Source organism: Methylobacillus rhizosphaerae, from assembly GCF_900187985.1.
GTDB classification, from domain to species: domain Bacteria; phylum Pseudomonadota; class Gammaproteobacteria; order Burkholderiales; family Methylophilaceae; genus Methylobacillus; species Methylobacillus rhizosphaerae.
In genome coordinates this window covers 167,689-190,764 of sequence record NZ_FZOA01000003.1, presented here as the reverse complement: position 1 = coordinate 190,764, position 23,076 = coordinate 167,689, and the positions used below count along the sequence as shown (strand labels likewise).

Genomic DNA, 23,076 nt, shown 5'->3' with positions numbered 1-23,076 from the left:
GACTATACTGCATCGGGGATAATAACATTTACTGTTTGGAGGAGATTTATGCGTCAATTAATTACAGCACTGGGTTTTGCATTGGTGGCTACACATGCTGCTGCCGTGAGCCTGAGTGACATCAGCAACACGGATGCCAGCCAGGGCCTGAAAGAGGCACTGACACAAGGTGCGGAACACGCGGTCAGCAAGCTGGGGGCTGCGGGTGGCTTCCTCAACAATTCAAAAGTCAAGATACCGCTGCCGGACACCATGAAAAAGGCCGAGAAAGCCATGCGCATGTTCGGCATGGGCGCTCAGGCAGATGAACTGGTGCTCAAGATGAACCAGGCGGCTGAAGCGGCAGTGCCCGAGGCCAAGGAGCTACTGGTCAACTCTGTGAAGCAGATGAGCGTGCAGGATGCCAAGGATATCCTGACGGGCGGACAGGACTCAGCCACACAGTATTTCCGTAAGACCACTTCCGGTCCGATGGCAGAGAAATTCCTGCCTATCGTGAAAAAGGCTACAGAAAATGTCAACCTGGCTCAGCAGTACAACAAGTTTGCAGACATGGGCAGCAAATATGGCTTGGTAGGTAAGGATCAGGCCAGCCTGGAGCAGTATGTGACCCAGAAGACACTGGACGGGGTTTACCTCATGATGGCAGAAGAAGAAAAAGCCATCCGTAGTGACCCGATGGGCCAGGCCAGCAGCCTGCTGAAAACAGTATTTGGCGCAGTGAAATAACTGTCCTGCCACATATGGCCGGGGCCGTGGAGCATTCCACTTGCCCCGGCTTTTTTATGTGGAATGTAAACAATTGATTGCTCTACCATTTTGCCCGTATTTTGTTGCGGTGCAGTCGTGCGGCCGATATTAAAATACCGATTTTGCACGGAGGCAGAGTAGAATGATGCAGAGCTGGCTGTTTCTTGCTATCGCCATTGTCAATGAAGTGATTGCCACTTCAGCACTCAAACTCAGTGATGGATTCACCCGGCCTGTGCCCACCATCATTGTCGTCGTTGGTTATATCCTGGCTTTTTATTTCCTTTCCCTGACGTTGAGGTGCATTCCGGTTGGTGTTGCCTATGCCATCTGGTCTGGATTGGGAATGGTGCTGGTATCCGTGATTTCCCTGGTGCTGTATGGACAAAAACTGGATTTTGCTGCCATTCTTGGCATGGAATTCATCATTGCAGGAGTCATCATCATGAACCTGTCTACCAAGTCACTGTCGCATTGAGCGTACTTGCAATGTGCCATACCGGGATAGCAGAGGCTTGTGGGCTATCATGGAGCACGGCTTTGTCCGTGAACCGGTATCAAAATGAATTGGAAAGGAAAACATATGGCAGCTCCCTGGTTGGCTGTAGTCTTGAGGAATGTTCCCTGGGGTGAAGTGATACGCCGCGCGCCGGAAATTGCAGATGGTGCGCGCAAACTCTGGCAGAACGTTTCCGGGAAACAGCAGGAGGCACCAGTCGCGTATGAGCAGGCTGACGCGACACCTTATATGGACGATGACGACAAGGCAGCACGTATCCATGCACTGGAAAAACGGGTCGCGGAACTGCGCGGGCAGATGGTGGAAACCTCGCAACTGATCAAATCCATGGCAGACCAGAATGCGCAACTGGTTGTGAACATCGAGGACAATCGCCGGCGCATTACCCGCCTGCAGCGTATCGTAGTAGTGCTGTTGATTGCCGTCCTGGTAGTGGGCTGGAAACTCTGGCAATTGAACTGAAATTGTGGGCGGTGAATACTCATCGCCTTCATTTCCCTCCTTCAGTTGGTTGTATACAGCCAATTGGCTATATATAGCCAACAGATGGTTGCAAAATTGGCTGTATATAGCCAATTTGAAAAATCATGATTTTTATTTTCAATAAAAACAATGAGTTATAAATTGGCATTAATTTTGCATGTTTTTCTGCAAAACGACTCATTGCCAACGATATGACACAAGATCATTTCAGCAGGGAAGGAATCATCCAGTTACTGTACCAGGAGCATCATGCCTGGCTGCGCAACTGGATCAACAAAAAACTTGGCTGTACAAGCGGTGCGGCAGACCTGGCTCAGGATACTTTTCTCAGCCTGTTGCTGAAAGCAGAACTGCCAGCACTACAGGAGCCACGTGCCTATCTGAGCCGCGTGGCGCATGGCCTGTTGGTAGATCACCTGCGCCGGCGCGATTTCGAGCGAGCCTATCTGGAAGCGCTGGCACATTTCTCCCAGCCGGAAGCAGGCTCTCCGGAGAGCAGGGCATTGATGCTGGAATTGCTGATACGCATTGATGTCATGCTGGATGGCTTGCCTGCCAAGGTACGCACTGCATTCCTGTTGTTACAACTTGAAGGTTTGAGTTATACGGAAATTGCAGCGCAACTCAATGTCTCCACGCGCACCGTGGGCAATTATATCGCCAAGGCCATGCTGCAATGCATGCTGCTGCTTGAGGAGTGATGCGCTTGTCCATGACCCTGGAGTTTCCCCATGAGTGATCAGCAGAGCCATCCGGGTGCCGCCATGCGCGCCGCCAGCGAATGGTACGCCAGGCTGGCTTCCGGAGAAAATACTGAGCATGAGCAACGCGCCTGGTTGGCATGGCTGGAGGCCGATCCAGAACATCGACATGCCTGGCAGAAACTTGAACAGGTCACGCAGCAATTCGGCAAAGTCCCGCGTGAAGTCGGCATGGCAACCCTGCAATTGCCGCCATCCACCGATCGCCGCTACGTCATCAAACACCTTACCTTGCTGCTCAGTGTCGGCGCATTGGGTACTTACGCCTACCGCGAGCAACCCTGGCGTGAAATGCTCGCTGATTACAGCACCAGAGTAGGGGAGCATCATCAGTTGGCATTGGCAGATGGCAGCCAACTGCACATGAATACGGACACAGCCGTCAACATCCGTTACACGGATACTGAACGCCGGATAGAACTGATTCGTGGCGAAATATTCATCGAGACCGCGCAAGAAGCCAACATGCCATACCGGCCTTTGCGTGTTGAAACCCGCCATGGTACAGCCACAGCCATGGGCACCAAGTTTACTGTGCGTTATCAGCCCCAGCGTAGCAAAGTCAGCGTATTCGAAGGTACCGTGGCAGTGCTGCCAAGACAAGGTGCCGAGGCGCTTTACGTGCAGGCCGGGGAATCTGTGGAATTTACCTCCAGCCAGCTGTCAGCCAAAGGCAAGGCACAAACCAGCGATGCAGCCTGGACAAACGGCATGATTGTGGCCTATGCCATGCGCCTGCAGGATTTTGTCGAAGAATTGTCCCGTTACAAGAGTGGTATGTTGCGCTGCGACCCAGCCGTGGCAGAGCTGCGTATCTCCGGCTCATTCCCAACAGGAGATATGGAATCTGTCCTGCACACCCTGGAAAATATCCTGCCAATCAAAGTACAACGCTTCACCCGCTTCTGGGTCACCCTGACACCAGCATGAGATGAGATAAAAAGTCACCGCTGAAAAAATATTCATCAACGTTTTCCGGATTTTCAATTTCATTCGGCATAGCAGCAAGGCAATACAAAAAATAAACTTTGCTGCATAAGGGAGAAATTGAATGAACAAGGTGGTTGCTGGCGTAAAGGGGAAACACGGTTACAAGGTCAAACCCATTGTGCTCATGTGCATGATGTTGGGGAACATGCCGTTATGGGCGGCAGAACCGCTGGATAAAACCATCCCCAAAAAAACCTACGACATCCCAGCAGGCGATCTCAGTGACACCTTGCCCAGCTACGCTGCCGAGTCCGGCATCTTGCTGGGGTTTGATCCCGCCTTGACCAAAGGCAAACGCAGCCATTCCCTCCGTGGGCAGTTCAGCACCAACGAAGGGTTTGCCAACCTGCTCCGGGACAGTGGCCTGGAGGCGGTGCAGGATGAACAGGGCAGGTACCAGTTGAAAAAGGCAGATCCTGAAGCGGATAAATTGCCAGGACAGCAATCTTTCATTAATTTCAACGTGGATGCCGTCGAAGTTCGCGCCAAACGCTTCTACGAAGTCGGGCCATTACCTGGATTGGGGCTGACCAAAGAGGAAATTCCCGGCAATGTCCAAAGCCTGACCGCCAAGGATATCAAGGAGGCGCATTCCTTGAGCCTGACAGAGTTAATGAACTCCAAATTACAATCAGTCAATGTGAATGACTATCAGGGTAACCCTTTTCAGATGGATGTGACCTATCGTGGATTCACAGCGGGACCACAGATTGGTACACCTCAGGGATTATCTGCATTTTTTGATGGTATCCGAGTGAATGAGCCTTTCGGTGATGTCGTCAACTGGGACATGATTCCCATGAATGCGCTAGCGACTTTCGATGTATTTCCTGGGTCTAATCCAGTTTTTGGCCTGGGAACACTAGGTGGCGCATTATCAATGAAAACAAAAGATGGTTTCAATAACCCTGGAGTTGAAGCTGAAGTGTTAACTGGTTCTTTTGGGAGACGGCAACTTCAAGCATCAGGTGGCTGGAATAATGGCACAGTGGCAGGATTTGCTGCCGCTAACATATTTCTTGAAGATGGCTGGCGTACCAATTCACCAAGCCGGGTTAACCAAGTATTTGGCAAGGCAAGTTATCGCGGAGATAAGCTAGACCTCAACTTGAGTACCCTTGTTGCCTGGAACGATCTTGTGGGGAATGGTTTATTGCCCAATGAAATGTATAAGCAGGATAGAAATGGAGTTTTTACTTCTCCGGATACTACGGATAATCGACTGTGGCAGTTTCAGTTATCTGGAAGTTACTTTGTGAATGAAAACTTTACTGTAACAGGACAAGTATACAGAAGAAATAGCAAACGAAAGTCTTTGGGAGGGGATGTATATACAGAGTTTGGCAATCAGCAAGTCAAGCGTAATTTAGCAGAAGGTGAACAGTTTACCTGCCTGTTCAATAGTACCAATCAGTATGGCCTGCCAGATTATGCTGTGATCCCGTGGCAGAATGGAGATTGGGGGACTTTATTTGACGATCCGGCATTATCCGCATTTCTTTTTGCTCCCACGATTGAAGAGGCTTTTGCTGCGTTACCTCCTAGTGCCCTAAATGCTGAGTTTACTGATCCTGCATTTTTAGCGCGTGCACTTGATAATTTTCAACGCCAGAAAAATTTTGAGCAAACCAATATCTTTACTCCGGGTGGAGAAGGTTATCCCGAGGCGCCTAATGGAGAGACTTCGTCTTATTCTAATGGAGACCTTTCGTATTATTTTGAATCAACTACAAGTCTTTCTAGTCTATCGGTTGCCAATGACCCCATATCGACATTTGTGATAGGAGCCACAAGTTTTTACTACTATACCCCGGATACTGTTGAGGCTGGAGATACAACTCCCGGGGATGGAGCTGGAGTCAAGCATGTTGTCGTGTTTAGGCCTCCAATCAATGGAGATGTATGTCATGGGGATATAACACAGCCGGAAGATCAAGGCTTGCGTGCACTTTCAATACCTGTGCCAGGTCTTAGGACTCCTCAAACAGTGGATGGGGCAGTATATGGGACTGGACCAGGGTCAGAAGGTGTGGTTGACGGTACACCTACTGCTGTATTAAGCAACACTCAAATTGATCAAGTTACTGATGGTGCCTCAATTCAATTCAACTGGAATTATCCCAAGCACAAATTCATGATCGGAATGTCACTGGATGCGCCATCTGCCAGTTATACCAGCAGCCAAATGCTGGGGATGATGGATGCTGAGCGTGATGTTTTTCTCGCTCCAGATCAGATTCGTGATCAATATGCTGCTGCTAGTCAGGCTATCAGTAATAATAATTTTGATGGCAGCCAACTCACCAAAAGTATTTATGCCAGCGAAACCTGGAGTCCTGTAGAAACGTTGCATTTTACTGCGTCAGCCCGTTATAACGAGACGCGAGGCAAGAACAAGATTGCTTCGCGAACCTTTGGTACTTTTGTATGGGATTTGGCGCAATTTCAAGCCTACCCCAACTATTATGACGTATGTGTTAACGGTGAGTGCCCTACCACTGGCTATATTACGCCGGATGCTTCTAAACTTTTGCATCCTGCTGAAAAAGAGAAGTTTAGCTATTACTCTTTTAACCCTTCATTGGGAGCAACCTGGCAGGCTAGTCCTAATCTAAATGTCTATGGTAATTGGTCGCAGGGAACACGTACACCATCAGTTATTGAGTTAGGGTGCGCTTTTGACAAAACACTGATCCCGGCTGGTGTGAATCCAGATGGAACAATGAAATACATTGAAAAAAGTATCGGTGAAAACCGTTCCTGCTCTTTGCCTACTACACTCTCAGGTGACCCTTATCTACCACAGATCAAGGCGACAACTTATGACCTGGGCATGCGTGGTACATGGGGAGATAACGTGGAGTGGAATCTTGGTTTGTATCAGACAGACCTCAAAGACGACATTTATATGATCAGCTTCCCGGGGAATCGTAACTTCTTCGATACCATCGGCAAGACCCGGCGTAGAGGTCTGGAGGCTGGCATCACTGCGGCTTTTGATAAGCTGAGGATTCGCGTCAACTATGCGCTGACTGATGCGACTTTCCAGGACACTTTTACCATGACGGCGGATGATAACAGCAGTTCTACATTAGATCCGTATTGCAATGACTCTGGGGCGTGTGTGTATGATCTGGAGAATACTGGCCGCCGGATTAAGGTCAAGCCTGGTAATCGCATGCCTGGGGTCCCATTACACAATTTAAATGCCACTCTCAGTTATCAGGTAACTCCAAAGTGGCAAGTCGGAATAACGGCAGTTGCTCATTCCTTCGCCTTTGTGCGAGGTAATGAAAACAACAAACACAGGAGCGGTGAAACTATTTACGAATTGGACAATAACGGTCAGTTGCGTGCTAGGCCAGTATCTGATAATCCAGGGACTACACCGGGATATCTGACTTTGAATTTTCAAACCAGCTACAAGATCAATTCAGAATGGACATTGGGTTTAAGAGTCAACAACTTACTGGATAAAGAGTATTTCACTGCCGGAAGGTTAGGAAGAAATCCTTTCTCGCCATCTATCAATGGAGCTATTGGTCCAGATGGCTACAATCACAACTCCAACGACTGGTTGATGACCAACTTTTTGTCTCCTGGGGCACCAAGAGCGGCATGGGTTAGTCTGAGCTATGACTTTGATCCTCGGAAATAAGTGGATGTCATTATCCAGGCTCATCATCTGCCTCAAACAATGGCTGCTGCACGAAAGTTGGCTGGTCGTGCTGCCTGCGTTGTTCTTCCTGCTACTGGCAATTGAGTTGAGTCTGCTGATATCAGGGTTTTACTGGATGTAGGATTCTCTCATGCCGGATGATGTCCGGCATGAGAGGATCATCTTCTGGTGACGGAGGTTTTCTGGCGGTAGTGATTTACCTGCGAAGGGTTACGGTGTCTTGTGTGCTGTCAGGATGGTTTGGGCCAGGGTGATTTCATAGTGGTTGATACGCTCGTGGAAGAAGGCGTGAATATCCTTGATATCCAGATCGAGCCCGATGGATGCGAAGCCTTCGTCATGGGCATCCAGGGGGATAGTGCCGAGCAGTACGTCTTTTGCATATTCTTTAGAGAAGCTTGGGTCGGCAGCAAGGCCTGCGGTCAGGATGTCTTCAATGGATTTGCCATGATCTCTTGTGAGTACCATCAGGTCGTACAAGTCGCGTGAGCGGGTTCTTTGGGAGATAAGCCAGGATTTCATCCGGAATATGCCATCTTGCGACATGATGTCGAAGTGCATGCTGTTCTCCCTGCTGCGAGGGAGTGTTGCAAAGTGGGTGTAGGGCACGTCGAGCCTGGCAAAGAAGGTGACTTTTACTCCTGCAATCACATGGTCGCGCGATTGGATGAGCAGGTCGATGCCGTTGATTTTGGCCTGGCTGATTTGCCAGGCCGGGGTGACCAGCTGGTTGTGATAGCCCTGCGTATGTAGGTTGGCCAGGATGGAGTTGATGCGAGGTGTCGACAGGCTGGATGCGGGCAACCAGAAATCGAGGTCTTCGCTCAGTCGGTGTCCGATCTGGATGGATAATGCGGTGCCACCGATGAGTATGAAGCCTGACATCAGGGGTTCTTGTTTCAGGGCGTCGTAGACGATGCGCGTGCGCTCTGGCATCCAGGTGCGGTTAAACATGTTGCAATGCCTTGCTAATGTTGCCAAGCATGCGATGTAGGCTTGCAGCCGCCATGGGGTTGTTTGCCGCGAACGGGGCAGCGATGGACTGGATTCTTGCCAGGCCGTAATGGGCCGTGATGCGCACGATGTCCTCAAATAGTCCACGTTCGATGACATTATGGATCAGGATATCGTCATCCAGTCCAGGGTTGCTCCAGTCGTAGGGAAAAGACAGGTTGAGTATCCGGGCTTTTCCATCCGGTAATGTTGCAGCGGGTGTTGTTGGCGCAGGCGATAGGCGTTTTGCGGCTTCTACGATGGTGAAAAGCCGGTTGACGCCAATTTCCCGGAGTCCGCCATTTTCCAGGGTATTGATTGTGGCGCGCGAGACACCGGCGCGTTTGGCTAAGTCGGCTTGTGTAACGCTGGCTTGCGTCCTGAGCATTTTGACTTGTTGGCCTATGGAGGAAAGATTGATCAACATGGTTTTACTATAGCACTCTGGATGTCATGACTGTCAAATATATTTGACATTTCAATGCAGGCTATCTTGCTGTCTCTGGATATTGCTTAGTGTTTTGCATTCCACGGTGTGCGTTACGTGATCATTTCAGACTCTATGCAGCCGTTTGCAAACTCTTGCAGCGAATAGACGGCGGATTGATCTGGTGCGCTTCAGGATGGATTGGCAGGCATGTGGGTAAACGCTAGACATCACCCAATCCGTTTTCTCTCACTGTTGCCTTTGGGCATGTTCTTCTTTGTTGAATTTATATCAATAGCGCGTGGCTACATACTGGGCGCTAAGGCCAGGCATAATCTGGTAAAATTCCGTTTTTGCCAACTGTTTGAATTTCTTCATGTCCAGCCAAATGATCAGTTTCCGTGGCAGTGCCGCTTTATCCCCGTTCCGTATCGAGAAAATCCAGGTTGCGTTGCAGGCGGTTGCGCCGCGCATTACGCATTTGTATGCCGAGTTCTGGCATTTTGCCTGGAGTGATGTGCCCCTGAGTGTTGCGCAGCAGGATACGCTGAAGCAGATCCTGACTTATGGCCCGCGCACGGGCGAGGAGATATTGGCTGGCGAGTTGTTCCTGGTGATTCCGCGTCCGGGTACGATTTCTCCCTGGGCGTCACGCGCAACGGATATTGCCCGCCATTGCGGTATCGAGGCGATCCAGCGTCTGGAGCGTGGGGTGGCTTATTATGCAGGCACTGCGGATGGCAGCCCGTTGACCGAAGCAGAAAAGGCGGCATTGCGTCCCTTGATTCATGACCGTATGACGGAGGCGGTGTTTGCCAACCTGGATGATGCGCAGAAGCTGTATCACACGGCAGAGCCTGCACCTTTATCCAGCGTGGATATCCTGGCAGGCGGCAAGGCAGCGCTGGATGCGGCGAACTCAGATATGGGTCTGGCGCTTTCCCCGGATGAGGTGGATTACTTGGTGGAGAATTTCCAGCGTATCGGCCGTAATCCGACGGATGTTGAGCTGATGATGTTTGCGCAGGCAAATTCCGAGCACTGTAGGCACAAGATTTTTAATGCGGATTGGGTGATTGATGGCGTGGCCCAGGCGCAATCGCTGTTCGGCATGATCCGCAACACGCATAAGTTGCATCCCGGCAAGACGGTGGTGGCTTATGCAGATAATGCTTCTATCGTCGAAGGCAGCAAGACGCAGCGTTTTTATCCGCAAGCCGATGGTGAGTATGGCTTTGTGGAAGAGGATATGCATTTCCTCATGAAGGTGGAAACGCATAACCACCCGACAGCGATTTCTCCGTTTGCCGGTGCGGCCACTGGCGCGGGCGGTGAAATCCGTGATGAGGGCGCGACAGGGTCTGGTTCCAAGCCAAAAGCCGGTTTGACTGGTTTCTCGGTTTCCAACCTGAATATTCCTGGCTTCAAGCAGCCATGGGAGCAGGATAACGGCAAGCCAGGCCGTATTGCTTCACCGTTGCAGATCATGGTGGATGGCCCTCTGGGTGGTGCTGCCTACAATAATGAATTTGGCCGCCCGAATATCGCCGGTTATTTCCGTACCCTGGAAATCGAAGCGGCTGGGGAAATTCGCGGTTATCACAAGCCCATCATGCTGGCAGGTGGTGTGGGCAATATTTCTGCCAAGCATTCGAAAAAGAACCCGATCCCTCCTGGTGCAGCACTGATCCAACTGGGTGGCCCGGCCATGTTGATCGGTCTGGGCGGCGGCGCGGCATCCAGTATGGATACCGGCGCCAATACTGAAAACCTGGATTTTGACTCTGTGCAGCGTGGCAACCCGGAGTTGGAACGCCGCGCGCAGGAAGTGATCGACCGTTGCTGGCAGCTGGGCGACAAGAACCCGATTCTGAGCATCCATGACGTAGGTGCAGGCGGTATTTCCAATGCTTTCCCGGAGCTGGTGAACGATGCTGGCGTGGGTGCTCGGTTCCAGTTGCGCGATGTGCACAATGAAGAGCCAGGCATGGCACCGCGTGAAATCTGGAGCAACGAGGCGCAAGAGCGTTATGTGATGGCAGTGCGCAAGGAAGACCTGCCATTGTTTACCGCTATCTGCGAACGCGAGCGTTGCCCGTTCGCAGTAGTCGGCGAGGCGACTGAAGAGAAGCATTTAACCGTGGCGGACAGCCATTTCGGCAACAATCCGGTGGATATGGATTTATCCGTGCTGCTGGGCAAGCCGCCGAAGATGACGCGTGATGTCACGCATGCGGAACGTACATTGCCGGCTTTTGACCATGCCAATATCGATCTGAAAGAGGCGGCTGGCCGTGTGTTGCGTCTGCCGGGTGTAGCAGACAAGACTTTCTTGATCACCATCGGTGACCGTTCCGTTACCGGCCTGATTGCACGTGACCAGATGGTCGGCCCATGGCAGGTGCCGGTGGCTGACGTGGCGGTGACACTGGCTGGATTTGAGACTTATCGTGGTGAAGCTTTTGCGATTGGCGAGAAGGCACCGTTGGCGTTGATTGATGCGCCTGCCTCTGGTCGCATGGCGATTGGCGAATCCATCACCAATATCGCTGCCAGCCTGATTGATGACATCAGCGAGCTTAAGCTTTCTGCCAACTGGATGGCACCAGCCGGACATCCGGGTGAGGATGCTGCCTTGTTTGACACCGTGAAGACTGTCGGCATGGAGCTTTGCCCTGCGCTGGGAATCAGCATTCCAGTGGGCAAGGATTCCATGTCCATGAAAACGGTATGGGAAGAGGGCGGCAAGAAGAAAGCCGTGACTTCGCCGATTTCACTGGTAGTGACTGCATTTGCCCCTACGCCGGATGCACGCAAGACTCTGACGCCGCAATTGCGCATGGACCTGGGCGATACCAAGCTGGTATTGATTGACCTGGGCGCAGGCAGGAACCGCATGGGCGGTTCCGCATTAGCACAGGTATATGGCGCAGTTGGCAATGTGGCACCGGATGTGGATGATGCTGCGCGCCTCAAGGCATTTTTTGACGGTGTGCAGAAGCTCAACCGCGAAGGTAAATTGCTGGCTTATCATGACCGTTCTGACGGCGGCTTGTTCTCCACGGTGGTGGAAATGGCGTTTGCCGGGCGTTGCGGACTGGATATCGATATCACCAGCCTGGGTGAAGATGCCGTGGCTGCGCTCTACAACGAGGAGTTGGGCGCTGTGCTGCAAGTGCGTGCTGCGGAAGCCGATGCGATTGTGGCTGAACTCAAGCCGCAGCTTGCTGGCCTGGTGCATGTGATTGGCACGCCAGCCTCACATGGTGATATTCGTATTCATCAGGATGGCCGCGTGGTGTTTGCGGAAAGCCGTGTTGCCCTGCATCGCGCCTGGTCTGAGACGACTTACCAGATGCAGAAGATGCGTGACAATCCGCAGTGCGCGCAGCAGGAATATGACCGCATCCTCGATGAACAGGATGCCGGCCTGCATGCCAAGTTGAGTTTTGATCCGGCTGAGAATATTGCCGCGCCTTACATTGCCAGTGGCGCCAGACCCAGGATGGCCATTCTGCGTGAGCAGGGTGTCAACGGCCAGGTGGAAATGGCGGCGGCATTTGATCGCGCTGGTTTTCAGGCACATGATGTCCATATGAGTGACATTATCAGTGGTCGTGTCAGCCTCAAGGATTTTGCCGGTTTTGTTGCCTGCGGCGGTTTCTCCTATGGTGATGTACTGGGTGCGGGTGAAGGCTGGGCCAAGTCCATCCTGTTCAATCCGCGCGCGCGCGAGGAGTTCTGGACTTTCTTCAACCGGGCTGATTCGTTTGCGCTGGGTATCTGTAATGGCTGCCAGATGATGAGCAACCTGCACAGCATCATTCCGGGGGCAGGGCAGTGGCCGCACTTTGTGCGTAACCGTTCTGAGCAGTTTGAGGCCCGTGTGGCGATGGTGGAAGTGCTGGAGTCGCCATCCCTGTTCTTCAGTGGCATGGCGGGAAGCCGCATGCCGATTGCCGTGGCGCATGGCGAAGGCTATGCCGAATTTGCAGATGAGGCCACCCAGCAACGTGCTGTGGCAGACAAACTTGTGACCATGCGTTTTGTGGGTAACAATGGTGCTTCGACCGAAATTTATCCGTTTAATCCGAATGGTTCCCCGCAGGGAATTACCGGCCTGACTACCGCTGATGGGCGTTTCAGTATTATGATGCCTCATCCTGAGCGGGTTTTCCGTGCAGTACAGCATTCATGGCACCCTGATGGCTGGGGTGAGGATGGACCATGGATGCGCATGTTCCGCAATGCCAGGAAGTTTATTGGCTAAGACGGTCAACAGTGTAAAAAGATGTGCGTTAGACAAGAAGGTGCGTGGCTTGCCATACCACCTTCTGCTTTGGCAACAAGCACACTGAATAATAAATAAAGGGCAGGGACCCTGTATTAAATCATTATTACTATGGAGAAGAAGTAAATGAGCAAGATGTTGAAAGCAGTGCTGATGGCACTGATGCTGGGGGTTGCCGGACTTTCTGTCGTGGCGCATGCCGAAGATATGCAGGTGGAATACACTGATGCTATCGGCAAAAGCAACATGAAGATAGTCAAGAAGTACTTTAACAACCCCTATACCGTCGACGAGCTTTTCTTTGCCTGGACCGGGCTGCAGGTGGCTGCTAACAAGGGCCAGCTGGAAGCTGTGAAATTTTTCGTTGAAAAAGGTGCGGACGTGAATTACAAGCACCCGATCACCAAGATGACAGCGCTGCACCTGGCTGCGTATCAAGGCAACCAGGATGTGGTGAAGTACCTGATCGCCCACGGTGCTGACGTTAATGCCAAGTTGCGCGGCAATGTATCCATCGTTCGCGCCCTGAACGACGAAGGCCGCACGGAAATGGTGGAGCTGCTGACCGCTGCTGGTGCCAAGAATGATGGCTGTCAGGAAGAGAAGTGCAATTGATGTAACAGCTACTGGCTTGCACCCTGAGCCGTTGCCAGATGTTTGCATCTGAACTTGCAATGCCGGACTTGTTCCGGCATTTCTTTTTCTGCTCATGCACAGGCAAATATGGCCAGTGCTGTCTGTGAACCTATGCATGATTTCAGGATCAGATAACTGATTGCCGGGCCATGATGATCGTGGTTTGGTGTATCGTGTTACTTGTGTTGTGTGGAAAAGCAGTTATCAAGTTTGAGGAATATGGAATGAAAAAACGCATTCTCGGATTGGTTACTTTGTCGCTTATTGCCAATCTGGCCATGGCCGAAGAACCGCAGCCAACCAGCAAGGTCGTGGTGTATATCAGTCCGCAGGAATATACCAACCAGATCAAGCTCTGGCATTTCGTAAAGGATTACTGGTTTGCCCAGGGACCGTTGGTGGCGCCGGTGCTGACGCAAACCCTGAGCGCAAAGCTGGGTAAAACTGTCATGTGTGATGCAGGTGTGACCGGTGATGTGCTGTTGTGGGTGCGGCCACAGATGTTCTATAACCCGCATATGCGCAATTTCTACGGCACCATCAAGGCAACTGTTTATACCGGTGCCGGTAAGGCCATTGCTCACTATACCGGTGAATCCCGTTATAGCGGGGACCTGGATATCCTGCCTGCAAAAACAATACAAGCCACCTATGACCTGGCGATCCAGCATGTAGCCGACAAGATCCAGGCTGATCCTGTCGTCAGGCAGCTGATTAGTGAAGGTGTTTCCAGCAAGGAAGGCTACACTCCCTGTGCCATGATTGCCTTGTTGCCAGGACGAATACAACCGTAAATCGTTGTGATGATCTTGTGTAATCCGCGGGAGGATTACGCAAGATAACGTATGGTGGTTGTATTACTGCCGTCCTATATTGCCTGCTATCCCGTCAATATCTGCAGGTGATCTGTTCATGGCCAATTTTTCTGCTGAGTCCAGCAAGCTTTCCAGTTCCAGTCCTACTGCTTCAATACAGCATCCTGTTTTCCCGGCTTCCGGTGTTTCTGTCGGTTTTGCCATTGCGGCGATCATCCTGGTCGCCATTGCGCTCCGGCCTGGCATTGTGTCCATGGGTCCGTTGCTGCCCGCCATTATTGATACATTCCAGTTATCGCATAGTACGGCCTCGTTGCTGACGACCATTCCTGACCTGCTGATGGGGTTGCTGGCCTTGCCCACGCCCTGGCTGGCACGGCGTTACGGGCGTGACCCGGTGTTGCTGCTGGCATTGTTGCTGTTATGCATTGCCATTGCCGTGCGGGCCTTTGCCAATAGTGTGGATGTGCTGCTTCTGGCAACTGCCGGGGTAGGAGCCGGGATAGCTGTCGCCGGGGCACTGATTGCCGGATATATCAAGGGTAATTTCCCGCACAAGGCTGCCCTGGTCATGGGGATCTATGCCACTGCACTTTCTTTTGGCAGCACATTGTCAGCCGCGGTTTCCGGGCCGATTGCCATGCACTATGAGTCGGGGTGGCGCATGGGAGCTGGTATCTGGAGCGCCCTGGCTGCTTTGGCGGTCATGGCGTGGTGGCTACTGGCACGGCGGGAGAAAGGGCTTGTGATTGCCCAATCGCGTCCGGCAGCCTTGCCGTGGAGAAATCGCACGGCCTGGCTGATCGCCCTGTTTTTTGCTGCCGATAATTTCCTGTTTTATGCCGTGCTGTCCTGGACGGCGCCAATGTATATTGAATATGGCCTAGATACTGCCACTGCAGGATTTATCCTGGCGACATTCACCACGGTATTCATGATTTCCAACCCAATACTGGGGGCGATCAGTCGATCCACGGACAGGCGGGTTTTGCTGGCAGCCTGCGCCATGATGGCAGTCATTGGATTGGCATGGATGGCGCTGCTGCCCACCAGTCTGCCTTTCCTTAGTATTGCCTTGTGTGCGTTTGGCCTTGGAGGCGCTTTTACTCTGGGAATGACATTGCCGCTGGACAACACGCATAGCGTGGATGAGGCCAACGCCTGGAATGCTTTTGTCCTGACCGTGGGCTATCTGATTGCAGCGGCTGGGCCTTTATCTGTTGGTGTCCTGCGTGACTGCATGCAGGATTTTCATCTGGCAAGGTGGCTGTTGGTATTGATGGCATTTGTCATGCTGGCTATTACGCCCTTACTTAAACCGCACCAAGCGCATTAGTTGAGTTAGTTGGCATTCAAACGCATAATCCAAGACAACCATGGGTCGCCAGACCCGGATGATGACATGATGAATGCGAGAGGAACGCGTGATGCGCAAGGCTGTGATTGGTTCGTTGGTGGGTAGTTTGTTGATGATGTCAGGATTGGCATCCGGGCATGAGGTGCAGGTAGTCAAGGGTTTCAAGAACCCGGAATCGGTGGTGGCAGACAAGGCTGGCAATATTTACGTATCTGAAATCGGCGAGTTTGGTAAAGACGGCGACGGGCAGGTCAGTGTCATCGGGCCGGACGGCAAACGCAAGCTATTTGCCCAGGGCATGGACGACCCCAAGGGGCTGGCTCTCGTCGGTGACGATCTCTATGTTGCGGACAAGGATCGTATCCTCAGGGTGGGCAAGGATGGGAAATGGACGGTGCTGGCGGATAAAACGGCTTTTCCGGCGGTGCCTCAGTTCCTCAATGACCTGGAGCCGGACTTTGCCGGAAAATATCTTTATGTCAGCGATAGCGGTGATATTTTCAATCAGGGCGGCACCACTGGCGCGATTTATCGCGTGATCCTGGAGACAGGCAAGGTGGACACCGTCATCAACCATCAGCAGGACGCTCGCATCAAGGCACCCAATGGCTTGTGGATGGATGATACGGGCGAAACGCTGATCTATGTCGATTATGCCAGTGGCTTGCTATACAAGCTTGACCTGCTCAACCGCCACCTGATCGAGCTTGCCAGCGGGTTCGGCGGCGGTGATGGCATCGCGCTGGGTGCCAATAAAAAGCTTTATATCAGCGACTATAACAGCGGCAAGGTTTTCAGCCTGAGTATTGAGGATGAAGTGAAGCTGGAAATGGAGGGATTCCAGAGCGCGGCTGATATCGGGGTGACACGTGACGGCAAGATATTGCTGATCCCGGATATGAAGGCCGGTACTGTGACGTGGAGGCACTTGCATTGAGTGTGAGGTGTTAGAAAAAGCCGGCATTGCCGGCTTTTTTATTTTTTCCGGTTCGTACGTTTTCATCTGCGTACTCATTGCCTGAATGGCGCCATGACTGGAGTCTGCCTGATTTTCAGTTGTCAGTGGTTGTAGTTGCGCAAACAACTTTCTTGTTTCAGCAAAAAATAATGTTCCCGGGTTCCAGTATCATGCACATGATTGTTGGGAATAATTATCATTTATCGGGTTGTGGTTATGACACCACGTTGTTGTCATGCATCAGCCCGTGTTTGCAATAGGGCGAAACAGGATGCAGGTATCGGATATTCAGAAAAAACCGGAAGCACTTTTACCAAGACAGGAAAAGTACCTGGTATTTACTTTGGCGGGAATCCAGTTTTCCCACATTCTCGATTTTATGGTCATGATGCCGCTGGGGCCTGTTCTGGTGGCAAGCCTGGGGATCGGTACCGGGGAATTTGCGCTGTTGGTGGCAATTTACACACTGGCGGCTGCAGTGAGCGGGCTGGTCGCCGCCACATTCATTGATTTCTTCGAGCGCAAGGGCATGTTATTGACCTTGTTCGCGCTGTTCATCGTGGCCACCTTGTCCTGCGCGCTGGCACCGGATTATCAAACATTGTTACTGACACGCGCCCTGGCAGGTGTATTTGGCGGTGTGCTGAGTGCCATGCTGCAAACCTTGATCGGCGACCTGATACCGTTTGAACGCCGCGGGCGTGCCAGCGGTACTGTCATGTCCGGCACTGCAGCAGCAACTGTGTTGGGAGTGCCGGGAGCCTTGCTGCTCACCAATGCGCTGGGCTGGCAGTCGGTGTTTGTGGCAATTGCCGTAGTGGCGTTGGTTTTCCTGCTGCTGGCAATGCGTACAATTCCTGCGATCCAGGGGGCGCAACAGGCAAACCGCCAATGGCGCCATGCGATCGGCAATATGCGTGCGGTGTTGTCGAACCGCAATCATTGGACCGCTTTACTGTTCATGTTCCTGGGTGCGTTTTCCACGTTCACCATCATTCCTTATCTCACCTTGTACCTGACTGGCAATGTCGGCCTGAGCATGGAGCAAATGCCGGTGGTGTATGTGCTGGGCGGCCTGGCCAGCTTTTTCGGCGCACGTTGGGTTGGTGCGCGGACTGACCGCCTGGGCAAGGTGCAGACTTACCGTCTGGTGGCCTTGTTCTCTATCGTGCCTATCCTGCTGCAGACCAACTTGCCCCCGCTTGCCATGGGTTGGGTATTACTTTGCAGCACCTTGTTTTTCACTTTGGGCACAGGTCGTGCCGTACCCGCGATGGCGATTACGGTGTCGGCAGTGCTGCCACCACAGCGTGGCACTTTCATGTCGCTGAATGCGGCATTACAGCAACTTGCCTGTGGAGCGGCTGCTTTTCTGGGAGGGGTGATCATCAGCCAGGACAGCACTGGCGTGATCAGCGGGTATGGAATGGCTGGCTGGCTGGCCGTTGGGCTGACGGTGTTCACCATGATATTGGCAGGAAAAATCCAGATGCATAGCAAGCCGGTCGGGGCGATCAAGACTCATGCAGAACAGCCAGTACAGGGCGCACGCCATGGCGCGTGATTGATATTCATCCAAATAACAGTGAGGGATGCAAAATGAATGATATTTTCAGAGGAATGTTGGAACTGAAGGCCGAGCATATGCTGGCCAGTGTTGGCGAGGGGACGCCATTCTTTTTCGCTTCGCCGGAAGAAACCATGCTGGCGGAGGGGCACTTTGCCACTGTGCCAGCCGCCGCCAACCTGCAGGAGTTGAGTGCGCTGGTCGAAGCTGAGCTGCAAAAGGCAGTGGAGGCAGGACATCCTGATCCCGTGGTCGTGGGGGCTATTCCTTTTGATGTTGGTCAGCCAGCCAGTCTCATCATTCCTGAAAAAGTATTGCGTGCAGGGCCGTTGTCGCGCTATGTCGAACTACCAGGGCTGAGCGCGAAAACCGAGGTTGAGGCTGCTTGTGAGGTTAGGCCGGTACCGACCCCGCAGGTCTACGCCGCTGGTGTGCAGGAGGCGGTGGAGCGGATACGTCAGGGTGAACTGAGCAAGGTTGTGTTGGCACGGACACTGGAGCTTGAAGCCGCGCAGCCCATCGATCTGCAGGGGTTGTTGAGGAAGCTGGCGCAGAGCAACAGCCGCGGCTATACATTTGCGGTTAGTATCAACGATAGGCAGGGTGCGCTGGTGGGCGCCAGCCCTGAGCTATTGCTGAGCCGCCATGGCAATCAGATACGCTCCAATCCGCTGGCAGGCTCGGCAGCGCGTACCCGCGACCTGCAGGAGAACATGCGGCGCAGCCAGGCGTTGCTGTTGTCCGAGAAAGACCTGCACGAACACAAGATGGTGGCTGACGCCGTGGTGCAGGCATTGACGCCTTATTGCCGCAGCCTGTATGCGCCGGCTGGGCCATCCCTCGTGAATACTGAAACCATGCTGCATCTTGCCAGCGATATCCGTGGTGAACTGGCCGATCCTAGTGTCAGTTCCTTGCAGTTGGCATCCAGCATGCATCCGACACCGGCAGTATGCGGATATCCATTCGCGGCGGCGCGCGAGATGATTGCGGAAATCGAGCCATTCGAACGCGGCCTGTATGCCGGCATGGTGGGATGGTGCGATGCACATGGCAATGGCGAGTGGGTGGTGACCCTGCGCTGCGCCGAGGTGAGTGGCAAGCAGGTGCGCCTGTTCGCCGGTGCAGGCGTGGTGGCCGATTCCGATCCTGCTCATGAGTTGGCTGAGACTGGCGCCAAGTTCCGCACCATGCTGAATGCGCTTGGCATTGCCAACGTAGGAGAGGCTTGAATGTTACCACATTGCACAGCATGGCCTGAAAACTTGGCAGCACGCTACCGGACTGCCGGATACTGGCGCGGTGAAACATTCAGCGACATGTTGCAGGCGCGGATAGAACAGGATGCACAGCATATTGCCGTGGTCAGTGATCGTCATCGTTGGAGCTACCAGCAGCTTGGACAGGAAGTGGACAGGCTGGCACGGGGTTTCCATGCTATGGGCATCACGGCCAATGATCCGGTGGTGGTTCAACTGCCCAATTGCGCTGAATTCATTGCTGTCATTTTTGCCCTGTTCAGGCTGGGTGCCTTGCCTGTGTTCGCCTTGCCTGCCCATCGCCAGTTTGAAATCGAACACTTCTGCCGCCATACAGGGGCGGTGGCGTACATCATTGCCGATCAGCACGGTGATTTTGATTATCGTGTGCTGGCACGCAAGCTGAAACAGGAAGTGGATACGCTGCGGCATGTCCTGGTGCTGGGAGAGGCACAGGAATTCACACCGCTGGGGGTGATGCCATCATGGGATGGCGACCTTCCTGCCGGACCGCAGGCCGGAGAGGTGGCCTTCTTCCAGCTGTCGGGAGGCAGCACCGGTACGCCCAAGCTGATACCGCGAACCCATGATGATTATCTGTACAGCGTCCGCGCCAGCGCCGAGATATGCGGGCTGGGGCCGGACAGTGTCTATCTGAGCGTGATCCCGGCCGGACATAATTTCAGCCTGAGTTCTCCTGGGTCGCTTGGCACCCTGTATGCCGGCGGAACCGTCGTTATGAGCGCCCACCCCAGCCCGGACGTGGCCTTGCCGTGGATAGCCCGGGAAGGTGTCACCATGACGGCGCTGGTGCCTCCGCTGGTACCGGTGTGGCTGGATGCCATCCAAGCTACGTCACCAGGCCTGAGTAGTCTCAAGGTTGTGCAGGTCGGCGGCGCCTGTTTCAGCAGCACCATGGCAAACCGCCTGGTGCAGGAGCTGGGCGTAACCTTGCAGCAGGTGTTCGGCATGGCAGAGGGGCTGGTGAACTATACCCGCCTGGATGATCCACTCGATGTGGTGCTGCATAGCCAGGGACGGCCTATTTCTCCCGATGATGAAGTGCTGGTCGTGGATGATGATGACCAGCCTGTGGCAGCCGGGGAGATCGGTCATCTGCTGACACGTGGCCCTTATACCATCCGCGGCTATTACCGCGCTGACGAGCACAATGCGCGAGCTTTCACTGCCGATGGCTATTACCGCACAGGAGACATGGTGAGGATGACGCCAGAGGGCAACCTCGTAGTGGAGGGGCGCAACAAGGACCAGATCAACCGTGGCGGCGAGAAGATTTCTGCGGAGGAGGTGGAGCACCAGTTGCTGGCGCACCAGGGCGTGGCGGATTGCGCGGTGGTGGCCATGCCGGATGCATATCTAGGCGAGAAAACCTGCGCCTTCGTGATCCGGCGCGACGCCAGCCTGCGCAGCATCGATTTCATCCGCTTCCTGCGTGAACGCGGTCTGGCGACCTACAAGATTCCCGACCGCATTGAGTTCGTATCCCAACTTCCCAAGACTGGCGTGGGCAAAATCAACAAGAAACTCTTGCGCCAGCAGATCAGTATGCAATTGTCCGTACCTGCGGCAATGGCAATCTAACCCGAGTGACATGTAAAGGTATTTATTATCATGGCAATTCCCAGAATTCCTTCCTATAACATCCCGGAAACCTTCCCGGATAACCGCGTCGCCTGGCAGGCCAGTCGTGATCGTGCTGTATTGCTTGTGCACGACATGCAGGATTACTTCCTTGATTTTTATGACCGCGACAGCAAACCTGTGCCGCAATTGCAGGCCAATATACGCAGTCTGATCGACCTGGCCCATTCACTGGAAATCCCGGTGGTCTATACGGCGCAATTGCCGGAGCAGAACGTGCAGGAGCGTGGCCTGCTGCAGGATATGTGGGGGCCGGGTCTGACGGCGCAGCCACAGGGGAAATCCATCGTGGCAGCGCTAGCGCCGGAAACCCAGGATACGGTGCTGGATAAATGGCGCTATAGTGCTTTCCAGAAATCCACGCTGGAAAAGATGATGCGGGAAGATGGCCGCGATCAGCTCATCATCTGCGGTATTTATGCGCATATAGGCTGCATGATGACGGCATGTGATGCTTTCATGCGTGATATTCAAGCGTTTATGGTCGCGGACGCCGTGGCCGATTTCTCTACCGAAGAGCATGCTATGGCGTTGCGCTATGTAGCTCAGCGTTGCGGTGCTGTGACCACGACGGAAGCATTACTCGCTGTCTTGCAGCCAGCCTCATCTCACAATCATGTGCCGCTTTCACAGGATGAGTTGAAGACCACGATAGCCGGATTGCTGCAGGTGCCTGCCGCGGAGCTGCAGCCGGATGACAACCTGCTCGACTGGGGCCTGGACTCAATCCGCATCATGTCCTTGCTGGAAAGCTGGCGCAAGACCGGGCTTGATCTCAGTTTCATGCGCCTGGCCGAGCAGCCTACCCTGGCTGCGTGGTGGTCTATACTTGATCCCGACCCTGCCCATAGCTGAGAAGGCATATTGCTCATGACAAGGAAATGCAATTGAAATTTGACACATCTTACCGCCATATGGGCGTCCTGCGGCAGGTAGCCACCCGAATGGGCCTCGCCATGCTGCTTGTCTGTGGCGTGATGCAGGAGGAAGTCCGCGCAGAGGCGGTTCGCGAGGAGGTATTGGCACCGCTGCCTGTAGACTGGCAGCCAGCTACATTTTCACGCAGCCTGGGATTTGATCTGACGTCACGTTATACCGGGCAGACTTACCGTATCCTGTTGGGTTTGCCGCACAAGCCTGCGCCGGCAGGTGGTTATCCGGTACTGTGGGCGCTGGATGGCCTGGCCAGTTTTCCCTTGATGGAAACCGCCAGACCCAGACCGGTTTCAGCCAATGAAAGCGCCCAGTGGCGCAGGAAAATAGGAGATGAGCCGGCTGGCCTGATTGTTGCCATTGGCTATGCCAGCGGTGATCCCATTGATGTCAATGCCAGGGCGCTGGACTATACGCCAGTGACCAGCGGGAGTACTGGTGACACGTTTTCCAGCCAGCATGGCGGCGAGGAGAATTTCCTACGCTTCCTGACCGAAGAGTTGCGACCATTGATTGCCAGCCATTTTGCCATCAACCCGGAACGTAACACCTTGTTCGGTTTCTCTTATGGTGGCTTGTTTACGCTCAATACCTTGGCACGTGCTCCTGGTTTTTTCCAGCGCTACTGGGCGTCCAGTCCCTCGTTGTGGTTTGGCGGGCATCAGACAATGAAACTGCTGCCTGACCGCCTCAAGAACAATGCCACGGCGCTGACAGGTGTCAACAAAGTCATGATCACGGTAGGAAGCGATGAGCAGTATCCAGCCAGTTTTTCCTCGGAGCAGGAGTACAAAAAACTGCAGGAACGCACGATGGTGGATAACGCTGAACAATATGCGCAGGCGCTGCAGGCACAGGGGCTTGCAGTCAGTTTTGAGAAACTGCCCGCTCACGACCACATGGACATGCTCATGCATGGTGCCAGGCGGGTAGTGGGCTTTGCCTTTGCGCCCTGAACCTATTTGTCTTTAACCCTGTATCACATTTGAGGGTCA

The 23,076-nt window shown here is 53.3% G+C and carries 19 protein-coding genes; 17 read left to right on the top strand and 2 right to left on the bottom strand.

The features are described 5' to 3' along the window. The first annotated feature begins 48 nt into the window (after nucleotides 1-48). The 7 genes from CHB59_RS04610 (at nucleotide 49) to CHB59_RS11725 (ending at nucleotide 7,304) form a co-directional block, all read left to right on the top strand. Nucleotides 49-729, top strand: a complete 681-nt coding sequence (locus CHB59_RS04610) for a DUF4197 domain-containing protein (RefSeq protein WP_089375057.1) — start codon at nucleotides 49-51, stop codon at nucleotides 727-729. Between the two features lie 166 nt (nucleotides 730-895). Continuing rightward, complete coding sequence (locus CHB59_RS04605; RefSeq protein ID WP_089375145.1) at nucleotides 896-1,228, top strand: DMT family transporter; 333 nt, start codon at nucleotides 896-898, stop codon at nucleotides 1,226-1,228. A 105-nt stretch (nucleotides 1,229-1,333) separates the two neighbouring features. Next, a complete protein-coding gene (locus CHB59_RS04600; protein ID WP_089375056.1) occupies nucleotides 1,334-1,732 on the top strand; it encodes a hypothetical protein in 399 nt (132 codons plus the stop codon). A gap of 212 nt (nucleotides 1,733-1,944) precedes the next feature. After that, nucleotides 1,945-2,454, top strand: a complete 510-nt coding sequence (locus CHB59_RS04595; protein WP_089375055.1) for a sigma-70 family RNA polymerase sigma factor — start codon at nucleotides 1,945-1,947, stop codon at nucleotides 2,452-2,454. Nucleotides 2,455-2,484: 30 nt separating this feature from the next. Then, nucleotides 2,485-3,444: a FecR domain-containing protein gene (locus CHB59_RS04590; protein ID WP_089375054.1), complete on the top strand. Its 960-nt coding sequence runs from the start codon at nucleotides 2,485-2,487 to the stop codon at nucleotides 3,442-3,444. A gap of 121 nt (nucleotides 3,445-3,565) precedes the next feature. After that, nucleotides 3,566-7,162, top strand: a complete 3,597-nt coding sequence (locus CHB59_RS04585; RefSeq protein ID WP_089375053.1) for a TonB-dependent receptor — start codon at nucleotides 3,566-3,568, stop codon at nucleotides 7,160-7,162. A 4-nt stretch (nucleotides 7,163-7,166) separates the two neighbouring features. Continuing rightward, the gene (locus CHB59_RS11725; protein WP_179212078.1) at nucleotides 7,167-7,304 is read left to right on the top strand and encodes a hypothetical protein; all 138 of its coding nucleotides are present in this window, start codon (nucleotides 7,167-7,169) and stop codon (nucleotides 7,302-7,304) included. An 89-nt stretch (nucleotides 7,305-7,393) separates the two neighbouring features. Here the strand turns inward: CHB59_RS11725 and CHB59_RS04580 are convergent, their stop codons facing one another. Both CHB59_RS04580 and CHB59_RS04575 read right to left on the bottom strand, forming a co-directional pair. Then, entirely contained in the window at nucleotides 7,394-8,137 is a 744-nt protein-coding gene (locus CHB59_RS04580; RefSeq protein ID WP_179212077.1) for a nucleotidyl transferase AbiEii/AbiGii toxin family protein, read from the bottom strand. Continuing rightward, the gene (locus CHB59_RS04575) at nucleotides 8,130-8,603 is read right to left on the bottom strand and encodes a helix-turn-helix transcriptional regulator (protein WP_089375051.1); all 474 of its coding nucleotides are present in this window, start codon (nucleotides 8,601-8,603) and stop codon (nucleotides 8,130-8,132) included. Before CHB59_RS04575 ends, CHB59_RS04580 begins: the two co-directional genes overlap by 8 nt. Nucleotides 8,604-8,979: 376 nt before the next feature. Here CHB59_RS04575 and purL point away from each other — a divergent pair, with 376 nt between their 5' ends. From purL to CHB59_RS04525, 10 genes are all read left to right on the top strand, one after another. Continuing rightward, nucleotides 8,980-12,873 (top strand): phosphoribosylformylglycinamidine synthase, encoded by a 3,894-nt coding sequence (gene purL, locus CHB59_RS04570; RefSeq protein ID WP_089375050.1) that lies wholly within the window; start codon nucleotides 8,980-8,982, stop codon nucleotides 12,871-12,873. 147 nt (nucleotides 12,874-13,020) lie between these two features. Then, nucleotides 13,021-13,509, top strand: a complete 489-nt coding sequence (locus CHB59_RS04565; RefSeq protein ID WP_089375049.1) for an ankyrin repeat domain-containing protein — start codon at nucleotides 13,021-13,023, stop codon at nucleotides 13,507-13,509. A 245-nt stretch (nucleotides 13,510-13,754) separates the two neighbouring features. Then, nucleotides 13,755-14,324, top strand: a complete 570-nt coding sequence (locus tag CHB59_RS04560) for a hypothetical protein (RefSeq protein ID WP_089375144.1) — start codon at nucleotides 13,755-13,757, stop codon at nucleotides 14,322-14,324. Nucleotides 14,325-14,442: 118 nt separating this feature from the next. After that, nucleotides 14,443-15,681: an MFS transporter gene (locus CHB59_RS04555; protein WP_179212076.1), complete on the top strand. Its 1,239-nt coding sequence runs from the start codon at nucleotides 14,443-14,445 to the stop codon at nucleotides 15,679-15,681. Nucleotides 15,682-15,754: 73 nt separating this feature from the next. Then, entirely contained in the window at nucleotides 15,755-16,639 is an 885-nt protein-coding gene (locus CHB59_RS04550; RefSeq protein WP_245835032.1) for an SMP-30/gluconolactonase/LRE family protein, read from the top strand. Nucleotides 16,640-16,931: 292 nt separating this feature from the next. Continuing rightward, a complete protein-coding gene (locus CHB59_RS04545; RefSeq protein ID WP_089375048.1) occupies nucleotides 16,932-18,224 on the top strand; it encodes an MFS transporter in 1,293 nt (430 codons plus the stop codon). Nucleotides 18,225-18,259: 35 nt separating this feature from the next. Continuing rightward, nucleotides 18,260-19,459 carry an isochorismate synthase DhbC gene (dhbC, locus tag CHB59_RS04540; protein WP_089375141.1) on the top strand — a complete coding sequence of 400 codons (1,200 nt, stop codon included), beginning with the start codon at nucleotides 18,260-18,262 and terminating at the stop codon, nucleotides 19,457-19,459. Further along, the gene (locus tag CHB59_RS04535) at nucleotides 19,460-21,088 is read left to right on the top strand and encodes a (2,3-dihydroxybenzoyl)adenylate synthase (RefSeq protein ID WP_089375047.1); all 1,629 of its coding nucleotides are present in this window, start codon (nucleotides 19,460-19,462) and stop codon (nucleotides 21,086-21,088) included. A gap of 30 nt (nucleotides 21,089-21,118) precedes the next feature. Beyond that, nucleotides 21,119-22,003: an isochorismatase family protein gene (locus tag CHB59_RS04530; RefSeq protein WP_143738690.1), complete on the top strand. Its 885-nt coding sequence runs from the start codon at nucleotides 21,119-21,121 to the stop codon at nucleotides 22,001-22,003. A 32-nt stretch (nucleotides 22,004-22,035) separates the two neighbouring features. Further along, the gene (locus CHB59_RS04525; RefSeq protein WP_179212075.1) at nucleotides 22,036-23,037 is read left to right on the top strand and encodes an alpha/beta hydrolase; all 1,002 of its coding nucleotides are present in this window, start codon (nucleotides 22,036-22,038) and stop codon (nucleotides 23,035-23,037) included. Nucleotides 23,038-23,076: the final 39 nt, after the last annotated feature.